Origin of the sequence: Echinicola arenosa, from assembly GCF_014841125.1 — a bacterium.
Lineage (GTDB): Bacteria > Bacteroidota > Bacteroidia > Cytophagales > Cyclobacteriaceae > Echinicola > Echinicola arenosa.
In genome coordinates, this window is record NZ_JACYTQ010000003.1 from 200506 (window position 1) to 224619 (window position 24114).

Consider the following 24114-nt stretch of genomic DNA (forward strand, 5'->3'; position numbering starts at 1 on the left):
ATCCAAATATATAAATGAAACCGATTTTTTAAATAAGATCGGTTTTTTTTGTGTTGAATTCTTTATGGCAAAAATAATATTTGGTTAGGGTAAAATACTTCTGAATAATCTGGGTAAAATGACCTAGATTGTAATAAGTAAACCCAATCACCATGAATCAAAAGTTTGAAAACTCCACAGACAAGGAACTATGGGAATATGTCAAGCTAAATAATGAAGATGCTTTTATGTTTCTTTATGACAATAGAGTCGATGATTTGTATCGCTACGCACAACGAATTACGCAAAATTTTGATCTGATAGAAGATTCCATTCAAGAAGTATTTACACGGCTTTGGGAAAACCGCCAGAAAATTATCATAACAGAATCTTTCAAGTTTTATGTCTTGCGAACCTTTAAGCGGGAGCTGCTTTTACAAGTGAAAAAAGCTAGTAAGATTACCCTCTTGGAGAAAACATCATGTTCCATGAGCATAGCTAATAATAGCGAAGCTGTGATTATAGAAGATGAAATATCAAATGGTAAGATGGATCTTCTGCGTAGGTCAATGGAGCACCTTAGCAAGCGTCAAAGGGAAGCATTACATTTGCGATATATTGACAGTATGTCTTATGAGGAAGTTGCTGAAATTATGAATATCCAAGTTCCAACCTTGTATAATATGATCTTCAGGGCCATTAAAATTCTTAAACAGGATTTCAAAAAATACAGTTTTAAATATAAGATGGTTATGCTGATTTATATTTTCGATATTTTTTTCAATAATTTTTGTTAGATCGAAGCAGTTGCTCCCTCTATTAAATAAAGGGGAGGAGCCAATTGAAAGACCACATCAATACAGTAGAAGATTTTTTGGAGGACGATGACTTCAGGAAATGGGTGATGGACAATGAGCCAAGACACCTGAATTTGTTTTGGATCCGATGGATGGAAAAGTATCCAGACAAAGTAGTCACCCTTCGCGAGGCTAAAACCATCCTCGAAAACCTCAGAGAAGAGACCGTTCCGCTGGGCGATGACAAAAAGCAGCAGATTCGCGTTCATATAAAGGAAAGCTTAAAAAAAACAAAGAGAAGGGCTCAGCAGGAAAGAAACCTACCAAGAGACAATAATATATCCTGGATTCTTAAAATAGCTGTGGTCCTGTTGGTCACATTAATTGCTGGAGGGATTTATAAGGATTTAATTTTCAAGAAGTCTGATCCAGTTAGTGTAGCTCATGAAGAATGGGTCGTCCGCTCCAATGCTAAAGGTCAAAAATCCAAGATTCATCTTCCTGATGGGAGCACCGTCATACTTAATGCCGATAGCCAATTGGAGTTTAATAAAACCGGCTTTGGCCTTACACATAGAAATGTGGTGTTGGAGGGTGAAGCATTTTTTGACGTGGCGCATGACACCCTGAGGCCTTTTAAGGTTACTAGTGGGACATTATTGACCACTGCATTGGGAACTTCCTTTAATATCAAAGCTTATCGCTCTTTCCCAACCGAAGTTTACCTGACCACAGGTAAGGTGGAAATAAGACATCAATTAGAACAATCCAAGGATGAGAAAATATTCCTCAATCCCGGTGAAGAGGCTTTGGTAAATGAATCCAACCATTTGGTTAAGCAAAAAGGAAAAAACATAAAACATTTTCAATGGAAAGAAGGCGTCTTATTCTTTGAGAAAATTCCTTTTTCTGAGGTCGTGAAGCAACTCGAACGCTGGTATGGAGTGGATATCAAGGTATTAGGACAGGATGCCAAAACACCATTAATAAACGGCGAATTCAAGCAAGAGACCTTGAAAAATGTGTTAGAAACCATGAAATATTCTCTGGATTTCAGCTTTCAGATACAGCAAGAACATGTCACTATTGACTTTAGAACCTAATAATCATTCATTTTCAACCAAAATAACTAAGTATGAAACATTTAATACCATTGCTAATTCCAAAAGGTAGGTGCTATCAGCTTATTATAGCCTACCTTTTGATGGTTGTCTGTTCTTACAATGCGCTGGCATCTACTGATTCGCAATTCAAAACCGATATGTCCAAAGTCAAAGTTTCATTTGACGTCAAACAAACGAGCATTGATAAGGTCTTTGAAAAAATCGGTACTCAAACTGAATTCTCCTTTTTTTATGAGCAGAACTTGGTCAAGGAAGTTTTACCCATTACACTTTCTGTAAAAAATGAAACATTAGAGAGTGTATTGTATTTGCTCGCAGAATCATACCAACTACAATTCAAACAGGTTAACGACCGCATTAGTGTCAAGAGGTCTTTACAGCCTAAAGTTGAACAACATATTAATGTTGCGCTAACCGTCAAAGGTACAGTAAGGGATGAGGATAACGAACCTATACCCGGAGTCAGTATTTTAATAAAAGGTACTTCTTCAGGAACAGTGACAGATTTAGACGGAAACTATTTCATTGAGAATGTACCGGACGATGGTATACTCGTTTATTCATTCATTGGGTATATGAAACAGGAGATTCCTGTAGATGGTAGGACAGAATTGGATGTAACACTATCCCTGGATACTCAGTCTTTAGATGAAGTGGTGGTTATTGGATATGGTACAGTAGAAAAGAGGGATTTAACTGGAGCTGTAGCCAGTGTTGATGTAAAGCAGCAAGAAGAATTACCCAATGTAAATCTCTTCCAATCACTGCAAGGTAGGGTACCAGGATTAAATGTAGGTGCAACAACAAGTTCAGGTGCTAACCCTAGGATTGACATTAGGGGCCAAAATACTTTATCAAGCTCTGCCGGGGACAATGCGCCTTTAATTGTTTTAGATGGAATAATCTACCGAGGAAGTATGGTGGATATCAATCCCGCCTCTGTAGAGTCTGTAGAAGTATTAAAAGATGGAAGTGCTGCTGCAGTGTATGGATCCCAAGCTTCAAATGGTGTCATATTAGTTACTACCAAAAAGGGAAAGCAAGAAGGAAAGCCCATTATTAATTACTCTGGCCAATTCTCTCTTCAAGTGCCTTCCAAAACACTTGAGCCTTTTAATACCGCTGAAAGCAAAGCTTTTTTAGATGATGTGTATTGGACGGATAGTAGGATTGGTCCTGAGTACCTTACACCTAACCAAGATTTTTCAGTTGTCCCATTTTTAAAAACGCTACAAATTTCAGAAGGGTATGAAAATAATTTAGACAATGATTGGTGGGGGATGTTGACTGGTGATGGACATATCAATAAACATGATATAAGCATCAGAGGTAGATCTGAAAATTCCGGTTATTTTGTTTCAGCCGGCATTTTAGATCAGAAAGGCTTTATCAAGAATGATGATTATCAGAGAATCAGTCTGAATATCAATATGGATACTAAAATTACAGACTGGTTAAAATTTGGAATGGAGACATTTTTGACCTCAAGTGATTATTCTGGTGTGTCACCAGGTGTAGGTGCAGTGTTTCACTTACAGACATTCGCTCCATTATATGATGACAATGGTGATTATGTGTTAGAGCCTAATGGTACAGGTTTGAATCCATTTTTACAATATCAAATAGATGATGAAGAGAAGCGGTTGAACCTGTTTGGTAATTTTCATTTTGATGTACAACTCCCATTTCTTGATGGCTTTAATTACAGGTTGAATTTTGGTAATAATTATATTAATAATATCCATAATCAATTTAATCCTTGGGGTGCAAATTATACTGGTTCAGGATATAAAAACAGGAATGAAAGGTATAGTTATATTTTTGACAATATCATTTCTTATAAAAGAAGCTTTAATGATAGCCATAAGCTGAATGTTACTCTTCTTTATGGAGTGGAAAATATCCAGACCAATTACACGAATTCCTCGGCCCAAAACTTTGTCAACCCAACTTTAGGCTATAATAAATTGGATGCTGGTGATCCAACATTAAACTCACTTAGTTCTGGCGCAGAAAAAGAGACCAGTTTATATACTATGGGAAGGGCAATCTACACTTTTAACGATAGGTATATGCTTACCGCAACTGTGAGGAGGGATGGGTTTTCCGGTTTTGGCTCAAATAGCAAGTTTGGTATATTTCCTTCCATTGCAGCTGGTTGGGTGATGAGTGAGGAAAGCTTTATGGAATACAGTGGAATAGATTATTTAAAGTTTCGGGTTTCTTATGGGCAAACAGGTAGAAGAGGGCTTTCTCGTTATCAAACATTGGCACGAATGGGGTCAACCCAAAGTATAGTTTTTGGAGATGGCGGAAGTGCCACTATCGGTCAATGGATTTCAAGTATGGCAAACGATAACCTAAAATGGGAAACTACCACTGGATTAAATATTGGGTTTGATTTTGAACTACTTAAATCAAGGCTATATGGTAATATAGAGTATTACAGAAATAACACTGAAAATATATTGTATGATATTCAGATTCCAATCATTACAGGTTTTTCCAGCATTTCTACCAATATCGGAAATGTTAAAAACCACGGTTTAGAATTGGCATTAAATGGAAGAATCATCCAAAATTCCGATATGAGCCTTGAAACAGGGTTCAATATCTCACGAAATAGAAACGAAATAGTTTCTATACTGGGAGCGGATAATAATGGGGATGGAAAAGAGGATGATATTGTCTCCAATCAACTCTTTATAGGTGAACCTCAAAATGTAGTATTTGACTATGAGGTAATAGGTATGTGGCAGTTGGAAGATGAAGTTCCGGATGGCTTCTTCTCTGGAACCTATAAATTGGATGATGCGAATGGAGATGGTACGATTACACCTGATGATAGAAAGATCCTTGGATACAGAGATCCATCCTACAGATTTGGGATCAGCAATACTTTTAGATACAAGAACTTCTCTGTTTATGTATTTATTAATTCAATCCAAGGAGGAAAAGACTATTACTATGCAGATGGAAGCCCCTATCAAGACGGAGCTTTGTTTAAGAAGGATCAATTATCCTATTCCAACGCCATGGCTTTTGATTACTGGATGCCAGAGAATCCAAATGCCAAATATAGAAGGTTGGATACTCCATCCAGCTTTGATGGAAGGCCATATGACCAGAGAAATTTTGTGAGACTGCAGGATGTTTCGATCGCTTACAATTTTAACTCTGAGTTTTTGGAGAGGTTACACATCCGAAATCTCAAAGTTAACCTGAGTGGTAAGAACTTAGCCACTTGGACCAAGTGGGAAGGTTGGGACCCTGAAACCGGAGTAGGTTTGGTGGCTGGTGTTCCATTAATGAGAAATTATACCCTAGGTTTAAACATTGAATTTTAATAGAACAGCCATGAAACGAAGATATAAAATCATACTGCCCATCTTGCTATTGATCGCAAGTGTTTCTTGTAATGAATCAGAATGGTTGGAAGAAGAGCCTCTTGATTTCTACACACCAAGTAATTCATTTTCCAAACCCTCTGATTTTAATGCAGCTGTGGCCAGAATCTATGAAAATGTTTTCCCAACCCTATTAAACATAAACAGTAATGAAGGAAGGGCAATGCATTATCCTACTGATATTGCATGGGATGCTATTGATATTACTCATGATCTAAACCTCTATACTGATAAACTTACTCCAACGACTTCTGTAGTCAATAATGTTTGGGGAAATTTATACCGAATGGTTTTTGATGCCAATGTAGTTATAGGTAGAATAGATGCAGAAAATATTGGATTTACCTCTGAAGCTGAGAGAAATACGTACAAAGCAGAAGCCATGTTTTTTAGAGCCTTGGCTTATAGAACCTTAGTCATCTTATATGGAGGAGTTCCCATTATTTTGGAAGAGGTAACAAGTCCTAGAAGAGATTTTACCAGAGCCACAAAAGATGAAGTAATTTCACAAATTGTCACTGATCTGCAATTTGCAGTTTCCAATTTACCAGAGGTTACAGAGCTTTCTGAAACAGGAAGACTGACTAAAGCAGCGGCAAATCATTTATTGGCTGAGGTTTATTTGATCAACGAAGATTGGGATGCAGCTATCTCCGCGGCATCAGCAGTGATCAATAATCCAAATTACAGATTAATGACCGAAAGGTTTGGTACTAGAATGAATGAAGAAGGAGATGTTTACTGGGACCTTTTCAGAAGAAATAATCAAAACCGGACCAGTGGTAACATGGAGTCAATCTGGGTAAGGCAGTATGAGTACTTGATTGATGGAGGTGGTGCTGGAAACCCTTGGCCCAGGTTTCTGATTCCCATGTATTGGCAGTTAAAAGATCCAGATGATAAAAATCTTTTTATTGGTCCATCAAATCAATATGGAGGACGGGGGATAGGCTGGTATGCACCTACTCCATATGTAAGACAACAAATTTGGGAAAGTGATTTTGACAATGATATCCGGAATTCAGGGAATAATATCATGAGGGATATTGTGGCCAATAATCCTGAGTCGGCTTATTATGGACAAAAGATCGTAGAAAGTGGAGCGATAGAAAATTTCCCCAACACTTTAGATAGATGGTGGAGTGTGATTTTTGCAAAAGTAGCACCTATTAATAACTTTCCCGATGAATTTGTGCTTGACCCTGCAACAGGCTTGCTTAATAATTCTTCCAATAATTCTTTCACTGATCAGTACATTTTCCGATTAGCTGAAACCTACCTTTTACGTGCAGAGGCATATTTAGGCAAGGGAGATCAGAGCAGTGCTGCTGCTGATATCAATGTGGTAAGAGCGAGGTCCAATGCTAATCCTGTTGCAGCTGGGGAAGTGGACATAGATTATATTTTGGATGAACGGGCTAGAGAGTTGGCCTGGGAAGAGCTGCGTCTACTGACCCTTATGCGATTGGGCAAACTCGTTGAAAGAGTAAAGCAATATAATCCTATAACTGGAGATAGAATTTCTGACCATCAAAATTTGTGGCCTATTCCTTTTAGGGAAATTGAGACCAATACTGAGGCTCAGCTAAGTCAAAATCCAGGATATTTCTAAATAAATTGAGATGGATACTAAGTTTTTGGTCTTTCTGGCCTAATTTTAATCACTTATCAGTGCGTGGCCAATGGCTGCGCACTTTATTTATCGGTTTATTAATGAACATTATGAATTATACAGGACGGTATCTCCAAATTAAAGCCATTTGTTTTATCTTTTTTTTAGTTTCATTTTCTTCTTTTGGCCAGAAAGTCACCGTTAACTCAAATATTAAGCAAGATTTAGAGGTTTGGTATGACAAACCTGCAAAGGAATGGACAGAAGCCATCCCAATAGGAAATGCTTTTATGGGGGGAATGGTCTTTGGTGGTGTTGAAAAAGAGAGAATCCAAATGAATGAAGCTACCCTTTATTCTGGAGATCCAGATTATACATTTAAGAGTATCAATGTACGAAAGCGTTATCCTGAAGTGATGGCGTTGCTTGAAGATGGTGAGTATAAAAAGGCTCAGGACATTATCCAGAAAGATTGGTTGGGAAGAGCGCAGCAGTGCTTTCAGCCCATGGGGGATTTATGGTTGGAGTTTGATCATGATGGACAGGTAAAAGATTATAAGAGAAGCTTGGATTTAGGTAAATCGATAGTTTCAGTTAAATACAAAGTGGATGGGGTAAATTATACTAGGGAGTATTTTGCCAGCTATCCTGACCATATCATTGTTGTAAAAGTAAGTGCCGATAAACCTGGTATGATTAACTGTAAAGTCAGCCTTTCAACACCACATGAACCCACAGCCAAGAATTTTAAAGATGGGAATCAACTCGTTCTTCAAGGAAAAGCACCGGGAATAGCCTTAAGAAGAGACCTTGAAAGGGTTATTAGGGAAGGGGATCAACATAAATACCCTGAAATATTTGATAAGGAAGGAAAGGTAAAGCCAGGAGCCAAGCAAGTCATGTATGATGAAGAGGTTTTTGGTTTAGGGATGGCATTTGACACTAGAGTGGTAACCAGAAATAAAGGAGGCAAGGTAGTAGTCGAAGATGATGCAGCATATGTAGAAAATGCTGATGAAGCTGTGTTTATTATTTCTGCCGCTACCAGTTATAATGGCTTTGATAAGTCACCAGCATTTGAAGGGGTTGATTATGAGGCCAAAGTGAAAGGCTTGTTCAATGATGTCAAAGAGAAAGATTATGATGAATTATGTCAACGACATTTAGCTGATTATAAAGGTCTATTTAACCGAGTTGCTTTAAGCATAGAGAAACCTGGAAAGCAATCCAAGCTACCAACGGACCAGAGGGTAAAACTTTTCCAAAATGGCCAAGACCAATCACTAGTTGGTTTGTACTTTCAATTTGGTCGGTATTTGATGATATCAGGATCCAGACCAGGTGGCCAACCGCTCAACTTACAAGGTATTTGGAATGCAGAAGTCATCCCTCCATGGGCGAGTGCCTATACGATGAATATTAATTTAGAAATGAATTACTGGCCAGCAGAACTGACCAATCTTTCAGAATGTCATGAGCCTTTGTTTCAAGCAATAAAGGAATTAGCCATTAATGGTGAAGTAACTGCCAGGGATATGTTTGGCAATCAAGGTTGGGTGGCCAATCACAATATGACCGTTTGGAGGCATGCAGAACCTGTGGATTTATGTGCCTGTTCTTTTTGGCCAATGACGGCAGGTTGGTTGCTGAGCCATATGTGGGAGCGTTATTTGTTCACAGGGGATAAAGAGTTTTTAGAAACAGAAATATTCCCCTTATTGGAAGGGGCAGTGTTATTTTACAAAGACTGGTTGGTGCCTAACAGGGAAGGCTATTTGGTGACCCCCGTTGGACATAGTCCAGAAAACAAGTTTTATTTTAGAGATAAAGAATTTTCTACCCAAAGCCCTGGGCCAACTATGGACATGGCGATTATCCGAGAATCATTTTCACGTTATTTAGAAGCCTGTCAGAAACTTGGTTATGATACCGATATTGAGGAAGAAATAAGCTTAAAGCTGGAAAAATTATTACCTTATCAAATAGGGAAGTATGGTCAGCTTCAAGAGTGGCAATTTGATTTTGAGGAACAAGAGCCTCATCATCGACACATTTCTCATTTGTATGGATTTCATCCCGGTAATCAGATTGATATGTGGAATACCCCGGAGTTAGCTAAAGCAGTCAAACAATCAATGGTTAGGAGAGGTGATCAAGCAACAGGATGGTCTATGGGATGGAAAGTGAATATATGGGCCAGGCTGTATGATGGTGATAAATCGTTGAAATTGTTAACAAATCTTCTTCAACTAGTAAGAGAAGGTGAAGAGGGGAGTTCTCGCAGCGGAACATATACCAATCTTTTTGATGCGCACCCACCATTCCAGATTGATGGGAATTTTGGGGCTACGGCTGGAATTGCGGAAATGTTGGTGCAAAGTCATAATGGAGAAATCTATCTTCTTCCTGCGTTACCGAAAGCTTGGAAAAGTGGTCAAGTAAAAGGACTTAAGGCGAGAGGAGGTTTTGAAATAGACCTGGCTTGGGAAAATGGAGAATTGACACATGCTATTATCCATTCTTCTTTGGAGGGGAATTGTAGGGTCAGAACCAATAAACCTGTGAAGGTTATTAATGCATCAACTATTGCGGCAAAGGGGGATAATCCTAATGAATTATTTAAGTATGTAAAATCTGGAGGAGAGATCATCAAAGACTCTTCCCAATTAATTGAAATGGAATTCCCAGAAAGTGAAGCTATAGATTTCCTCGCTAAGTCTGGTGAAGTTTATGAAATTCATGTTGTAAAGTGAATTTATAGAGAGAGTAATTTGGGAATACAACACAGAATGTTTTTTTCTGACAAACTACTACAGGGGTCTTATAACCAAAATATTGAAAGGTATGTACCCAAGTTTTTCCAGGACTTAAGGTGTAGACAAGCCTGAATCACTGATAAGAGAAACACGGCTAAAACACGGGATAAACACGGCTTAACTAGGGGTTAAATATGGGTTAAAGAGTCAATGTTAAAAATGTTACATTCATTAATATGGACCATTTTAACACCAGTAACCTGACTCCCACTGCCTGTCCGTCCCACAACGGAGATTCCACGGGCCTAGGAGGGGCAGTAGAAAGGTTTAGACAATCATTTCTGTGAGATCTGAGCTGTTTTTGAGAGAATGTTTTGAAGGGGTAAATTTACTGGTGAAATAGCGGATATACAGATTACTTAATTACAATTTTTGGAATTAAACATTAAAAAACCAGCCTTCATAAAAGGCTGGTTTAATTTTTAACAAACCCCAATAGGTCTAAAAATAACCTATGAAATTTTAAGTGGTTTTATCAATAACCTGGATTCTGGTAAGCTGATCTTTCATCAGGACCTAAAGGATCGCCGTTTTCATCTGTCAATTGATCCAAGTAGTTAAAGGGCCATACCCTGAATGTGTGGTGTGGCTGTAATTGACCTTTTCCATTTCCGTCTTGACCATTTCCGCCACCTGTATTTGTTGCCACAGGCCAAAGACCTGAGGCACTTGACGCCATCTGGTTGTGGTAATAAACCCTATCGTAAAGTATACCTGCGTTGTGAAGGTCCTCCCACATAATGCCCTCTCCCAAAAACTCCCTGTTCTTTTCATTGTAAATAAAGTGGATGAACATTTCTTCTTTTGAGGCAACTGTAGGGATATATCCTTCTCTTTCTGCTTCTATTGTACCTGGTGTAAAAAAGGCTTCAGTAACTGCTAGTTCACTATAAGAATTTCCTGATGCTGGGTAGGGTGGGGCCAACTCAACTGGACTTAGTTGATTGGCTTCAGGATACCATTGAACCAGTACCCCAGGCCTGGATTCGCCACCTTTGTAAGCAGCCCTTTCTCTAAGGACATTAATATCTGCGACAGCGGACCCATAATCTCCTTTTCTGCCGTATGCCTCCGCCCTGATCAGGTAGGTTTCTGCCAAACGCATTAAGATAGCATCCCTGGTTCCCTGTTCACTGTTGAAATTCCCCTCATCCGAACTTCCTCCCCTCAATGGATCCACGTACTTTTTGACCGAAAGGTAGGGGGCTGTTTGAGTAGCCAAACCCATGTTGGCACCGTTGATAAATAATCGGTAATAGTAGTTGCCTGTCGAAGCAGAACGGACCCACCTAACCATGAACTGGTAAGGCTGGCTCATTGCAGTCAAGGAGTCCAAGGCATCTTCTCTTGAGTTTTCAAGGTAAATCAACGCAGATTCCCCTTGTTTGATCCTCTTTTCTCCAGCAGAAACCGTTGGGGCATCAGCGGGTTTGTTTGCATTCCACCAATTAGCACTTGTCTGATTCCAGTTATAAGAAGTGGATGTGGCATTAGGCATGTTGCTAATATATTCATGTCTGAACGTTTTGGCATATCTTGAATCGTGCATTTTGCTGTTGAAGTTATCATAGCCCCAATCAGTGGGCTTGAATGTACCGAACGGTCTTCCATATTCCATAGTCCTGCTAACTCCACTTTCTTGGGTATAATTGCCAACATGATAATTGACTGATCGATTTCCTCCAAATCTTCCATTCAGTCCAATATTGGTGTCAAATTGTGCTGACCAGATTACTTCAGAATGTGGATTGGTTTCTGAAATTGCAGGATCAAACAAAGTCCAATAGTCCGGGGCAAGGCCCTGTGAATTATCAATAACCTCAGAAGCATAGAAAATAGTACTATCCAGATCAGTAGTAACACTTCCTTTATACAGCATGGCCAAGTGTTCCTGACCATTATTTTGAAATCCGGCAGCCTGGGCCCTGTTCAAGTAAAGCTTTGCTAAAAAGTGACCAGCAGCCCATTTTGTAACCCTGCCCCTAGGTGCAGTGGTAGGCAGGTGCTCATAGGCAAAGCGGACATCCGAAATAATCTGAGTATAGATGTCTTCAAGGGTAGATTTGGGGTAATAATAAATTCCGTTATCTTCACTTTTGGGAGTCAATAGCAAAGGAACATCGCCCAGTTGATTGGATACAAGGTAGAAGGCCCAAGCCCTTAGAAACAAGACTTCCCCTTTTCTCTGGTCAGCAAATTCTTGGTCAGTACCATAGATTCCCGGAGCCGAATTCTCAATGATGTCTAATGCAATGTTGCAATTGTTGATATGGGGGTAGGCACCCATCGGTGCATAACTTGAATTGGCTGATCCAAGATAATTGTTGACATTACCAGCAATGTTGCTCAGGTCATTACCATAAATACCGTTTTCCATTCTAGCCCATGAAGCATTAGTGGTCATGTAGGCGTCCGTTTCTGCCTGTGTAAGTCTAGCACCATTGGCATCCCATTCATGTTTTACCCTTGCATAGACATATAGTCCGTTGATCAGTGATTCCAAACCGTTTTCGTCATTGTAATAATCCTGTGTGAGGTTGGAAACCTGTTTTTCTTCTAGAAAATCTGTGCATGAGAATAGCCCGATGGCCAAAATCATGGTGATGATATAATTATATTTTTTCATGATGTCGCTATTTTAGGTTAAAATCCTGCCTTTAAAGTGAATACAAGACTTTGGGGAAGAATGGTATTGCTGTTCATACCACCAAGTACATCACCAGAGCCATTCCTTCGTTCCCAGGAGTTATCATCATCAGGATTGATACCCCAGCCGACAACCTCACCCCCGAAAAGGAAAGGATTGATTATCTGTGCATTGATTGATAAGTTGGAAAGGAATAGTTTTTCAACAATGTTGGTAGGGAATTGGTAGCCCAAAGTGATATGACGGATTGCCACAAACGAACCGTCATTGAATTGCATGGAACTACTGATGTTTTCTACGTTCGCCCCCATGATTGGAAGGGGCCACTTACCACCAGGGTTGTCCCAGTCCCAAAAATCGGTTTCATATCGACCATTGGGGTAAATACCCCCGTAATGTGGGTAGCCTCCCATATAAGTTTGACCTATACGCGCATAGGCCATAAAGCTCAAGGTCCAGTCCCCATACCCAAATGTATTGGTGAGACCTCCCGTCCATTTAGGTTGTCGGCTTCCTACTACGACACGATCGTCAGCATTGATGGTGTAATCCCCGTTCTGGTCAACGACCTTTACCGTTCCAGGATAAAAACGATGGCCGTTTTCATTGAATTGCCTCATTTCTTCTAAGTCTGCTTCCGTATTTTGCCAAATGCCGTCATTCTCATAATCATAGAAGGTGTGGATGGGATGTCCGATAAAAAGATTATTGGAAATCATATCTTCCTCACCGTTTACAAGTTCTGTTATTTCTTCACGGTTGATGCCGAAATTGATATCAGTCTGCCAGAAAAAATTTCCTTTGTCCATGTTAATGGTGGAAAGGGTCAATTCAAATCCACGATTTTGGGTGCTGCCAATATTTTCGAATTTTTGTACATATCCAGTTACAGCAGGAATACTCCTTTGGAAGATCAGCCCTGTAGTATTCATTTTATAGAATTCAAAAGTACCCTTGATCCGACCCTTAAAGGTCATAAAGTCTAGCCCGGCATTTAACTGTGCTGTCTTTTCCCAACCTAAGTCTGGATTTCGAACAAGTTGTGGCAAGAAACCGATCGCTGCATTGCTTTCAAATACGTATGGATTCCTGCTCAAGGGGCCACTAGTGGTGTAGGGGCTTACAGAGGAATTGCCTGTTACGCCATATCCCAACCTTACCTTTAACTCGTCCATCCAGTTGACATTGGACATAAATTCCTCTTCCTGTATTTTCCAAGCCACGGAGAAGGATGGGAAAAAATCCCATTTTTGACCAGGCGCGAGGACAGATGCTCCATCATATCGCCCTGATGCGGTTAACAGGTATTTGTCCATAAGGGTATAGTTTACCCTAGCCATATATGACTGGATAGTATTTTCAGTAAATGATGAGCCATACCCATCTGGTCTTCCATTCGTATTGGAGCTAAGGTCATACCACATACTGGCAGGTACAATGGTATTGGACACGCCTATACTCAACCCTTCCATTCTGGAATATTGTGATGATTGGAGCAAAGTCACACCGATGGTGTGGATGTCATTGAAAGTTTTATCAATAAATAGTAGGTTCTCTGCTACCCAAGAGAAATTTTCTTCCCTACTCATCCCAGCGGTATTAGGACGTACGGTAAGGTGATTCGAAGATTCAGGGCCTGTCCAACTACCATTTCTGAAATTTCGCATTTGCCCACCAAAATTCAATCGGTACCTTAACCAAGGTGTGAATTTAATTTCGGTATAAATATTGGCCATTAAGGAGGAAGCCCGGCGTTCATTAATGGCTTGATCGATGTCCATGATAGGGTTCCATAGATTTAGATTTCCTCCTGGGTTTTGGATTAAATTTCCGGCATCATCCCTAGGGATCGCATAGGGAAACTGATCATTAGCCCTGGAAAAAAGATCTTTTGACCCAGTATTGCTGGTATTGGGTCCCATGAATCCATAGTTCTGGATGGAGAAGGAGCCTAACACTGAAGATCCTACCGTTAGCCATTTGGTGGGGGATATGTCTCCGTTTATGTTGAGGGTAAAACGTTCAAAATCCTGATCTTTCTGGACACCGACCTGGTTGTAATAACCTAAAGAAAGGTACAAACTTGAATTTTCACTGCCAGAAGAAAGGGATAGCTGTTGGATATTTGTAATGCCTTGTCTGGTTACTTCATCCTGCCAATCATAAGTGCGTACGTTTTCTGAATTGTAGATTGGAACTTGGTCTGGCCATCCCATTGCCTGTTCGGCAGCTGTGGTAGGGCGATACCGTGGTGTTACTCCAAACTCCTCCCATTCATAACCCATCCAAACACCATCACGGGCATAGGTGTCTTGGCTTAGCCCTAGTACTTCCTCATCCAAAAATGGATCAGGGTACCAAGACTGAGCTGGTAGGCTTAGGTCTTCAACATTCGCATCGCCGTAAAGCCTTCCGTTGATCATGGATTCTCTCCAAAGGTCAATATATTGACCTCCATTTTTCCAAACAGTCAGGTTTTTATAGGAATCGAAGGATACGGTAGAATTATAATTTACCTGGAGCCTTCCTTTTTTTCCCTTTTTAGTGGTTACTAAAATCACTCCATTTGCACCTCTAGAACCGTAAATGGCCGTTGCCGAGGCATCCTTAAGGATTTCTACAGAGGCTATGTCATTAGGATTGATATCATTGAGTGAAAAACTATTTACACCCAATTGGGAAATAACGGGTATCCCGTCAATGACATATAGAGGATCGTTAGAGGCATTAATGGACCGATTCCCTCTGATCCGAACTGTAGGCAATTCTCCAGGTCTTACATTTGAATTTACATGGACACCAGCAGCATTGCCTTGCAGTGCCTGTACTACATTTGTTACGGGTCGCTCTTCTATTTTTTCGGCACTTACGCTGGAAATGGCACCAGTAAGGTCACTCTTTTTCTGGGTTCCATAGCCGATTACTACTACCTCGCCGAGCTGTTGCATGTCTACCTCCATGGTAATGTCCAGTCGAGTGCTGCTTCCTACCACAACTTCCTTGGTTTGAAAACCAATTGAGGAAAATACCAAGATGGTGGAAGCATCAGGAACCGATAGGGAATATTTTCCATCAATATCTGTTACGGTTCCGGTTCCAGCCCCTTTTATGACTACATTTACTCCAGGCAGTGGAAGGTTATCCTCCCCCGAAATAACCGTACCTGTTACTTCTATGTCTAGTGTTTCTACAATTTCAACAAAGGGGGAAGAAGGAGGGCGAGTTACACTGATGTTATTGTTTACTTGTTTAAAGTGGAGTCCAGTTTGTTGGACTATATCTGTTAGTACCCTATAAAGGGAGGCATTTTGATAGGAGAGGCTAATTTCACCCATATTTTTCAAATCGGTCTCATTATAAGCGAAAAGGTATCCAGTTTTATCTTCAAGTTCATCGACTACTGCTTCAAATGATCCCTTAATATCGATATCGAGGAAAACCTGTTCAATATTCTTCGGGGTCTGTCCTTTGACAAGCCCTGCATAGCTGAGTCCACAGCACATCAGACAGGAAAGGTAAATGAACAGGCGAACTGTGCCTGTTATCCACCAGAGTGTTTGGGTTATTTTCATGGTTTGTTTTGGATTAAATTGGTAAATGTTTAAAATCATTGGATTCCTGAGAACAATGCCTCAGGAAAGTTTTTGTGAAGGTTGTTTTCATAGATTTGGGTTTTTATTTGTTATCAATTAAATATGTGCACGGTGTCTTTTTTGATGGAAAAGTCAAACTTTAGGGAGTATGACATAACTACCAAGACATTTCGTAGACTTTGGTTGTTAAAACTGCCACTGTATGACCATTTTTGCTGATTCTTTTTTAAATGGTCCTGAATTTTTACGCCATACCAGCGTTCAAGCCGATCGATCGCTTCTTGTTTATTTGCGCGATCCAATACCAGGGTTCCGTTCTGCCATGCGGTGACTTTTTCAGGGGAAAAAGAACTTGTTATGAGTTTGTTGTTTATTGGGTCGTATTTAGCCAGTTTTCCAGGGGTAAGGATGGTTTTGTTTTCATTCTTCCCTTCATTTTCCAACATAACCTTAACTGAACCGCTCAGCAAGGCAACTTCAGTAGGATATTCTTTATATGCGGCAATATTGAAGGAGGTTCCCAATGCAGTCGTAGCTAAATCACCTGAGTGGACTATAAAAGGCCTTGCCGTGTCTTTTTGAACTTCAAAATAGCCTTCGCCGCTAAGGTAAACTTCCCTGATGCTGTCAGTAAAATTGGGATAATATTGGAGGTCACTTCCGGCATTTAAAATTACTTTGGTTCCATCCGGTAACATAAAATGAAGTTTACTTCCTAAGGGGGCTGCCGTTGTTTTCAAGATTGGAATTATGGGATCTTTATCGTTTTTATCAATGGTGAAAAATGCCAAGATATAGCTTGAAGCGATGGCCAGTATTAGTATCGCTGCAATGTTAGAAAACTGATGTTTTCCAGTGTTTTGTTTGCTATCATTCTTTGCGGTCCGATGGAGAAAACTTTCACTATTGATGGGGACAATTTCTAAAGCTTTTAATGTCTCCATTTTCTCGGTAAGATTATCTATGGTTTCCCACAGATTCTCCATTTCTCCCTCCTTAAATTGTGCCAATTCCCATGGTGTGTTCAGCAGTATTTTCCGTGCATCATTTACCTCACCAAGTTTCTCAGGGTGTTGCTCCAAAAAGGCTTTCCAAAATAAATTATGTTGTTTATTTGGATCTTTTACCCATTTTCTGAATTCTGGATCAAGTACAAAATCCTCGGTTTTATATTTTGAATAGTCCATCCCCAATAAGTGTTTTCCATATTGTCAGAGCAGTCCAATTAGGTATGTCTTAATTGGTTTTTCTGATGATTATGATTAGATATTAGGTGAGAGTGTGATTATTCGAAAAGTTATCCGTTAAAAAAGGATATTTTTAAAATTATTTTCTAACATCAGTCCAGGGGAGCACTTTATAAGTGTAGGAGGCAATAAATAATCAGCAGGATGTGCAGATGTTTTTTTAACCTTGAAATGGCTTTCCATGCTAAGGTGTACACAGAGCGAACATTTATTTCCATAATATAGGAGGTGTCCTCATAAGAAAGGTTTTCAAAGAAAAGATTTCGAATTACCTCTTTTTCCCTAGGCGGAAGAACCTCCATACCCTTTTTGAGCTTAGCACGTAATAGTTCTTGATGTTCTTTTTCGATTATCGTTGTCTCATGGTCAACAAAAGTCGTTTCTGTAAAAAATAGTTTGGGTTTTCTTAGTAGGGACTTTTGTTGGCCCTTAAGAATTTTAGTTCTGAGAGTTTTGAATAAATAGGCTTTTATATTATCAATCCCTTGAAACTGGTGACGGTATTTCCAAAGGGATACAAAAACTTCCTGAATGCCGTCCTTTACTACCTCCCTGTCCCCGAACAAACTCATGCCGTAGCCAAGCATTTGTTCTGCATAGTTTTCATATACCCACAGCAAGGCCTTTTTATCGTTGTTCTTTATAGATTCCCATTTGGTGTTTTTATCAGGGAATTCACCATCATTTTTCTTGCTACCATTATTCATGGTCATATTTTTCATTAAGATTTTCCATTGACCTGAAGTAAAAATTAATGATGGTGGTAATGTTTTTAAGTGGGGTAAGATGCTCGGCTACTATAAAAAACAAAGTATAGTATACTACTTTACCTTAATTATAAATTTAAGTTTAAGGAGCCAATAATGTGTCCTGTATTGTACTGGATGTATATTAATGTTTTCCAAAAAAATTGTGGTAGAAAGGAATTTTATTCTTTTCAATCGCTAGTAAAAACTATGTGCTTTTAGTATAAGACGTTCAGTTTGGACAAGATTTAATTTTAGTTAGAGGTGTTAATATAGGTAGATTAGCTAAAGGAGGTGTTTTAGGAACTAAGGCTTTACGATAAATTTACCTACCTTGGTGATGATATTGTTTTATTCGCTTGATCCTGGATTGTGAGTTAACGTTAAAAATAATCTTTTCATATGTGGTCCCATGAACGAGATCGATAAGAGAATACTGGAATTCAAAACGTGGTATGATGCTCAATTGCAACATCACGATGCATCTGTCGAATTCTTTTGTAAACTAATAGGAGCCATTCCCAAAGTAGAAATGGTAAAGGGCAGGACAAAAAGTTACGATGAGTGTATAAGTAAATTTAATAGAAAGTATTTACCATTTATTGATAAAAAGGAGAAAGAGGTAAAAATCAGTTATTACCTTACAGATTTGATTGGTATTCGTGCTGTTTGTTTTTATGCTGAAGAGGTTTATGAAATAAGACGTGGTCTTAGAAAGTATTTCAAAGAGTTAGAAATAACGGATAAATCAAGCCAACTAGAAAAGACAGAGGATAAATTTGGCTACAAAAGTTTACATCTGCAATTGGTCTTGAAACGTGGTCTGAAAGGAATTGATGGTGCGGATAAGTTTAAGGACATACAAATTGAGCTCCAGATTCGAACAGTTATTCAGGATGCATGGAGTGTTCTGGATCACATAATAAAATATAAAAAAAGCATACCTCAGGGATTGAAACGAAGAATTAACAGGCTTTCAGCCCTTTTTGAAATAGCAGATGACGAATTTTCAAACATTCAAAAAGAAATTTTAAAAGAAGAAAATAAGATAAATTATAGACTGAAAAAAGGTGGGCGAATCGAAACACTTAAAACATTGGATGTATTTAGGTTCTTATTTGTTGCGTTAAAGTACTTTCCTGATTATGATTTTGTGGAATTTAAGGTTGATGGTTTTGTCCAAGAAATATTGCTATTGAAAAGTGATTTTACAGAAGGAGCTTTGAATGAAGCTTTGCAAGAAAATCTGTCCTATGTGGATACAATTGAAAAAAGTATAAATCAGCATTTGAATCCATATACTAAAATTCGCTATTGTTTGTATAAGTACAACATCAAAAAATTCAAGCCAATTTTATCTGAACACCAACAAGGGATTTTCAATACCTTAGGCTAGGGGTATAACGCAAAATCGGCTTATTGAAGGTATAATGAATAGAGGGAATAGGCGACGTCCCTATGTGAATTTTAAGAGAGTTCAGTGACAGCTGGAGCTAACTAAGTTTGTTTTGGATCAGCTATCTTTTCATGACAAATTTCCATCTATATTTATTTCATTGAAGGGAAAGTATTAAAAGAACTCCTTTTCATTAAGAATTTGCCCTAAAATTTCCTGATAATTCTTATTTCAGCAGTTTTGTTCAATATGAAGCTTTTATTTCTCTCTTAATTTTTTGTTTTTTTCTATTAGCCCAGCATTAGGAACGAATTCCCTCTCGAAATAAACCAACTCTTTTTTTTCTGGAAATTCGAATATTTTACAATAATAAATCTGATCAATATACCTTCTTATAATCAGTTTTAAATTTGGATTGACCTTAGCGTATACTATATCACCTGGATAATAGTTGTTTTGTACGAATTGTTTGCTCATGATTCTTTTTTAGTTTATTACTAAAGGTTAGATTTTTTATCTTGATTCTGCTATAATGTGATTGATTAATCTTACATGAATCACATGTTTTGAATTTTTTGTTTAATTTTTGGGTAATGCCTCAGTCAAAGGTATTTATTGACTGACTTAAGAATGACAGGAAGCTCTTTTAAGAAACAAATGACAGTAATTCAATATCTTTTACTACCTTTACCGAAGAAGATAAAAGGTAGGTCTCAAATATATTTTTGATCACCTTAATTAATGACGGCAATATAAATGCCTGAGTAGCATTTCAAGAGTTTTTCCCTTCAATTGGCTTTAATTCTTTTTTCTACTTTTAATTCATTGTTGACTTCAGGCTGCAATTTGAATTAAGTCTACAAATTGTATTTTCTAAGTAAGCCGAAGTTTCTTTATCATTACTAAATACCCTTTAATAAAAAACATTATCAGACAACCCATATCATATAATACCCGAAGTAGCTTTCTCAAAAATAAATAAAGAGGGTGATGTTAAAGGAGAAAGGATGATCCACCAATTGCTCAAGACCTGCAATTATTCAGAAAATAACCGCGTGTTTTCTTGGCTCATAGAAGGATTGAATTACCAAATAGAACATCATTTGTTTCTGGATATTTGCATGTACACTAGCATAAAATTGCTCCCATAGTGCGGAAGACAGTAGCAAAATATCAATGGCCCTATTTTCCAAGGTGTCATTTTGGTAGGCCATAAAGTCCCATTTCAAAATGCTCCGCTACCTTGGAACTAGTTAGTAAGCTCTGAATGAATTAATATGATTATTTCAAAAAAATACAAGTAATAAGAATACTCCATGAAGTTGAGGGAATTCTTCCTGTAAATTGTCTTGATCAATTAATCCAGCTTGGAAAGGAAGGCAGAAAGGGAAATACTTCCCCGTCCTGACACCACTTTCAAAAATTAATTGCTCAAAAAAATGCAAGAATGACAAGAGACTAAATTATATCATTAATATCAAAAGGGTAGTGCTTGTAAATATGACTTTCCAGGGGCATAAATTGTGAGTTATCATCTTATTATGCCTACGGTTGTCGCCAAACCCTTAAACCAAAAATAAATTAATAACAAATCAAAATTCAATAAAACATGAATGAAGGAACAGTAAAATTCTATAACGATTCTAAAGGCTACGGCTTTATCACACCGAACGATAATGGCGATGATATTTTTGTCCACGAAAGTGGGTTGATTGACCAGATACAGGAAAACGATGAGGTTAAATATGATGTGGAACAAGGAAGGAAAGGCTTGAATGCGGTCAGGGTTGAACGGATATAAGCACTAAATGAAGTACCTCGATGGCTCTGCCTCGAGGTACTTCATTTTTTCTTTTTTGTCAGTTTTTTTGGTCATTTGCAACGGTTCGGTCCTTTCAGTCGCGGTCATGAACGGGCATGGCCGGACCATGCAGTCGGCAGGCCCATGATGAACCTTCTACGTTGTTTGAAGGGAATTTAGAAATACGCTCTGAAGACGATTTAAATTTTTTCTCTGAAAATAGCTATACAGAAATTCCAATCCCCTTTTTGAAGGCTTTCTATGGCATGGGCCTGGTTTCACCAGCCTTTTGAAAAACCAGGAATTGCTGTCGGTTTAGCTACTTCCTTGGCCAGTGTACATCCATACCTCCAATTAAAGTTATTTTTCGGTACCGTTCTTGAATGATTTCCTTTCTATCGAATGCTTCTTTGCTGGCTATATTAGGCTGAAAATCCGTCAATGTCAATATACGGGCGGCCAGTACGATTTTTTTCTTCCCAGTGGGATGAAAAATAATTAATAAATGTACAATGGCGTACATGAAGTGTTCGTAGGTGAAACATTAATCAGCAGCATTTGATTGTCAAAGAAGCAGTAAAAAAAACAATTAGAAATGAAGATGAAGTACATGATCCAAGCTATTTGCTTGCTGGCCTTAGGATACCTTTCCTATCAATATTCATGGTTTGCCTTTTTGCTATTGGCCCTAATGGTTGGTGTATTGTTGTATATAGGGATCGCAAGTGTTGTTTGGTTGATCAGAAATAGGCTAGCATGGCGACGGCTAAGGGTACCGTTAATTCTTGTGGCCATGATAATAATTTGTCTGGGAATAGGGCTCCTTAAACCATTGCCAGAGCCCATTGTTCGGACACAGGAGGTAGGGGACGATCTGCGATATGCCCATAGTACGGACCAAGGGGACAGGATGAACTTAAAATTTTTCCTTCCACCATTTAAGGAACAAATGAAAGCACGTGACAGTCTTCGATTGGTACAGGTCAGAGAAATGATTCAGAAGGGAAAAATAGAGCAGCCTAGGGACAAGTTTTATGCGTCATTTATCCTCCATCATAATCCCATGAAGGACAGTTCGGTATATAAACTTGCCCATGACCTTGCCCGTCAGGCTGCTGCTGAGCCAACTTTGGCAGGGGAATATCAGGTCCAGTGGCTGTCCAAGGCTACCTATGACCGTTGGATGCTTTCTATTGGCCAACCGCAAAAATATGGACCCCAGGGAGGAGTGAGCTTTTCTATTGAATAGCAAACTGTACTCTCTCCTCTAACTTGTCATTTCTCAGTTTAGGCCATAACTTACTTTGGAAACTGATTGGCTTACACCTTTATACTGTTTTTGATCTATTATAAAGATATAAGTCTTTGCCCTTTTCTATCCTGGGAACATGCAATTTTAGTTATGCTGAAAGAGATTTAATCTCTGGAGTTGCTAGTAGTAATGAGGGGCTTAGTGGGAACGTCCAAATTCTATATGGTGGTTCCTGGAGGGGGCAAGGGTAGGGCTGCACTGCAAGCTGGCTATTTGCTAAATCAATAGTTACCTTAGGTTTGTTTTCTTTACAATCGTACCTCTAATGGATGCTCCCAGTCCCATCCGATGCCTAGTATACTATATGTTTACTTATGGATAAATTCTTTAAAATATGATGCTTTTTTGAGAGGGTTTTAAGGCGGGACCACCTGTTTTGGGTATTTTTTGTTTTGGGATTATTTAATTTTAGAGAGAATAATAAACTATAAAAACGTTTGAAATAGGTGAATGGCCTGTTTTGTAAAATATTATAAAGGAGGCATATTTGCTATACTTATTTACTCTCTTTAGAGGTTATTGATAAACACCCCCACAAAATTTTGAATGTCAATTTTCAAACCGGTACAACCTATTGTAATTAGAATGGATACTTAAATTTCCCTTGATGAAAGCAACTAATAAGCTAACAATAATTCCTCTGTTGATTTGTTTTTTATTCTTATCAACTTCTGGATGGGCTCAGCTCCAAACCATCCAATTTGATTCTCTTTATTCAACTTATTTAAAAGAAGTAAGGCAAATTCAAGTCATTTTTCCGAAACAAAACGATCCAGATTCAAAGGACAGTTTGAATGTATTTTATGTACTCGATGGTGAATGGAATACTTCTTTGTCTGAAACTGCACTTGATTTTTTGAAATATGCTCAATTTGTGCCAACAAATACTATGATTGTTAGTATTCCTAACAAGTACAAAAATGAAATAAATAGGAGGGAAAGGGACTTTACTCCTACACAAGTTAAGGATTACAATGAATCAGGAGGAGCCAACAATTTTCTTTTAATTCTAAAGAAGGAGTTAGTCCCCTATATAAACGAGAAGTACCCAACCCAAAAAGAGAATAATGTTCTTTACGGAACATCTTGGGGTGGCTTATTTGCTATTTATACCTACTTACACGAACCTTTATTGTTCAAATCGTATTTAACTGTTGAACCAGTATTGAAGTGGGATAATGGGTATATAAATAGAATCGCTTCAGAAAAATTAGAAAATATAATGTCGGCAAAAAATACAATTTGGATAAGCTCTCGTGATGGAAAGGATTTTGAAAGAATGGGAATAGCCGAGTTTGATTCTTTATTAACACTAAAGGCTCCAAAGGAATTACAATGGAAAGTAGTAACCTATCCTGATGAAACCCATTTTTCTACTATCTGGAAAGGACTTTATGATGGCTTGAAATTTATTTATAAAGAATAGACGAATTACTGAAATTATCAATAAAACAAGCACTGACCGTTTACATTGTATAAGTGTAATATGGAAGGACGGTTAACAATGAGCCTTTTTGCTCCGACTGGGTAATGAAGTATTCTTCAGCCAAATTCCAAGAGGATTTGCAATTCCGGTTTTGGCGAAAGAATTATTATCTTGGGAGCTGGTAGTATAACTAATGTATCTAAGGTTACTC

General features: G+C 38.5%; 15 protein-coding genes. 9 read left to right on the top strand and 6 right to left on the bottom strand.

The window, feature by feature from the left end; genetic code table 11:
- Positions 1-152 precede the first annotated feature (152 nt).
- The 5 genes from IFO69_RS10125 (at position 153) to IFO69_RS10145 (ending at position 9672) form a co-directional block, all read left to right on the top strand.
- The gene (locus IFO69_RS10125) at positions 153-776 is read left to right on the top strand and encodes an RNA polymerase sigma factor (protein WP_192009989.1); all 624 of its coding nucleotides are present in this window, start codon (positions 153-155) and stop codon (positions 774-776) included.
- Between the two features lie 44 nt (positions 777-820).
- The gene (locus IFO69_RS10130) at positions 821-1879 is read left to right on the top strand and encodes a FecR family protein (RefSeq protein ID WP_192009990.1); all 1059 of its coding nucleotides are present in this window, start codon (positions 821-823) and stop codon (positions 1877-1879) included.
- Positions 1880-1911: 32 nt separating this feature from the next.
- Positions 1912-5247, top strand: a complete 3336-nt coding sequence (locus IFO69_RS10135) for a TonB-dependent receptor (protein ID WP_192009991.1) — start codon at positions 1912-1914, stop codon at positions 5245-5247.
- 10 nt (positions 5248-5257) lie between these two features.
- Positions 5258-6919 carry a RagB/SusD family nutrient uptake outer membrane protein gene (locus IFO69_RS10140; RefSeq protein WP_192009992.1) on the top strand — a complete coding sequence of 554 codons (1662 nt, stop codon included), beginning with the start codon at positions 5258-5260 and terminating at the stop codon, positions 6917-6919.
- A gap of 110 nt (positions 6920-7029) precedes the next feature.
- Complete coding sequence (locus tag IFO69_RS10145) at positions 7030-9672, top strand: glycoside hydrolase family 95 protein (protein ID WP_192009993.1); 2643 nt, start codon at positions 7030-7032, stop codon at positions 9670-9672.
- Positions 9673-10210: 538 nt separating this feature from the next.
- On the opposite strand, the gene IFO69_RS10150 is transcribed toward IFO69_RS10145, so the two are convergent.
- From IFO69_RS10150 to IFO69_RS10165, 4 genes are all read right to left on the bottom strand, one after another.
- The gene (locus IFO69_RS10150) at positions 10211-12361 is read right to left on the bottom strand and encodes a RagB/SusD family nutrient uptake outer membrane protein (protein WP_192009994.1); all 2151 of its coding nucleotides are present in this window, start codon (positions 12359-12361) and stop codon (positions 10211-10213) included.
- A 17-nt stretch (positions 12362-12378) separates the two neighbouring features.
- Complete coding sequence (locus IFO69_RS10155) at positions 12379-15954, bottom strand: TonB-dependent receptor (RefSeq protein ID WP_192009995.1); 3576 nt, start codon at positions 15952-15954, stop codon at positions 12379-12381.
- A 113-nt stretch (positions 15955-16067) separates the two neighbouring features.
- Positions 16068-17162, bottom strand: a complete 1095-nt coding sequence (locus IFO69_RS10160; protein WP_192009996.1) for a FecR family protein — start codon at positions 17160-17162, stop codon at positions 16068-16070.
- A gap of 170 nt (positions 17163-17332) precedes the next feature.
- Positions 17333-17935: an RNA polymerase sigma factor gene (locus IFO69_RS10165; RefSeq protein WP_192009997.1), complete on the bottom strand. Its 603-nt coding sequence runs from the start codon at positions 17933-17935 to the stop codon at positions 17333-17335.
- A gap of 445 nt (positions 17936-18380) precedes the next feature.
- Between IFO69_RS10165 and IFO69_RS10170 the strand changes: the two genes are divergently transcribed.
- Positions 18381-19364, top strand: a complete 984-nt coding sequence (locus tag IFO69_RS10170) for a GTP pyrophosphokinase (RefSeq protein WP_192009998.1) — start codon at positions 18381-18383, stop codon at positions 19362-19364.
- A gap of 258 nt (positions 19365-19622) precedes the next feature.
- On the opposite strand, the gene IFO69_RS10175 is transcribed toward IFO69_RS10170, so the two are convergent.
- On the bottom strand, positions 19623-19841 hold the full coding sequence (locus IFO69_RS10175) for a hypothetical protein (RefSeq protein ID WP_192009999.1): 219 nt from the start codon (positions 19839-19841) through the stop codon (positions 19623-19625).
- A 1132-nt stretch (positions 19842-20973) separates the two neighbouring features.
- Between IFO69_RS10175 and IFO69_RS10185 the strand changes: the two genes are divergently transcribed.
- A complete protein-coding gene (locus IFO69_RS10185; protein WP_192010001.1) occupies positions 20974-21165 on the top strand; it encodes a cold-shock protein in 192 nt (63 codons plus the stop codon).
- Between the two features lie 319 nt (positions 21166-21484).
- Here IFO69_RS10185 and IFO69_RS10190 read toward each other — a convergent pair whose 3' ends face one another.
- Positions 21485-21688 carry a hypothetical protein gene (locus IFO69_RS10190; protein WP_192010002.1) on the bottom strand — a complete coding sequence of 68 codons (204 nt, stop codon included), beginning with the start codon at positions 21686-21688 and terminating at the stop codon, positions 21485-21487.
- Positions 21689-21760: 72 nt separating this feature from the next.
- Between IFO69_RS10190 and IFO69_RS10195 the strand changes: the two genes are divergently transcribed.
- Together IFO69_RS10195 and IFO69_RS10200 are read left to right on the top strand one after the other, a co-directional pair.
- Positions 21761-22414, top strand: coding sequence for a DUF308 domain-containing protein (locus tag IFO69_RS10195; RefSeq protein ID WP_192010003.1), 654 nt, complete (start codon positions 21761-21763; stop codon positions 22412-22414).
- A 670-nt stretch (positions 22415-23084) separates the two neighbouring features.
- Entirely contained in the window at positions 23085-23903 is an 819-nt protein-coding gene (locus IFO69_RS10200; RefSeq protein WP_192010004.1) for an alpha/beta hydrolase, read from the top strand.
- Positions 23904-24114 lie beyond the last annotated feature (211 nt).

Excerpts from the sequence above, each read along its gene's own strand:
- IFO69_RS10190 (WP_192010002.1), bottom strand. The coding sequence starts at position 21,688 with ATGTACGCCATTGTACATTTATTAATTATTTTTCATCCCACTGGGAAG.
- IFO69_RS10140 (WP_192009992.1), top strand. The coding sequence starts at position 5,258 with ATGAAACGAAGATATAAAATCATACTGCCCATCTTGCTATTGATCGCA.
- IFO69_RS10185 (WP_192010001.1), top strand. The coding sequence starts at position 20,974 with ATGAATGAAGGAACAGTAAAATTCTATAACGATTCTAAAGGCTACGGC.
- IFO69_RS10160 (WP_192009996.1), bottom strand. The coding sequence starts at position 17,162 with ATGGACTATTCAAAATATAAAACCGAGGATTTTGTACTTGATCCAGAA.
- IFO69_RS10150 (WP_192009994.1), bottom strand. The coding sequence starts at position 12,361 with ATGAAAAAATATAATTATATCATCACCATGATTTTGGCCATCGGGCTA.
- IFO69_RS10135 (WP_192009991.1), top strand. The coding sequence starts at position 1,912 with ATGAAACATTTAATACCATTGCTAATTCCAAAAGGTAGGTGCTATCAG.
- IFO69_RS10175 (WP_192009999.1), bottom strand. The coding sequence starts at position 19,841 with ATGAGCAAACAATTCGTACAAAACAACTATTATCCAGGTGATATAGTA.
- IFO69_RS10155 (WP_192009995.1), bottom strand. The coding sequence starts at position 15,954 with ATGAAAATAACCCAAACACTCTGGTGGATAACAGGCACAGTTCGCCTG.
- IFO69_RS10125 (WP_192009989.1), top strand. The coding sequence starts at position 153 with ATGAATCAAAAGTTTGAAAACTCCACAGACAAGGAACTATGGGAATAT.
- IFO69_RS10195 (WP_192010003.1), top strand. The coding sequence starts at position 21,761 with ATGAAGATGAAGTACATGATCCAAGCTATTTGCTTGCTGGCCTTAGGA.
- IFO69_RS10165 (WP_192009997.1), bottom strand. The coding sequence starts at position 17,935 with ATGACCATGAATAATGGTAGCAAGAAAAATGATGGTGAATTCCCTGAT.
- IFO69_RS10200 (WP_192010004.1), top strand. The coding sequence starts at position 23,085 with ATGAAAGCAACTAATAAGCTAACAATAATTCCTCTGTTGATTTGTTTT.
- IFO69_RS10145 (WP_192009993.1), top strand. The coding sequence starts at position 7,030 with ATGAATTATACAGGACGGTATCTCCAAATTAAAGCCATTTGTTTTATC.
- IFO69_RS10170 (WP_192009998.1), top strand. The coding sequence starts at position 18,381 with ATGAACGAGATCGATAAGAGAATACTGGAATTCAAAACGTGGTATGAT.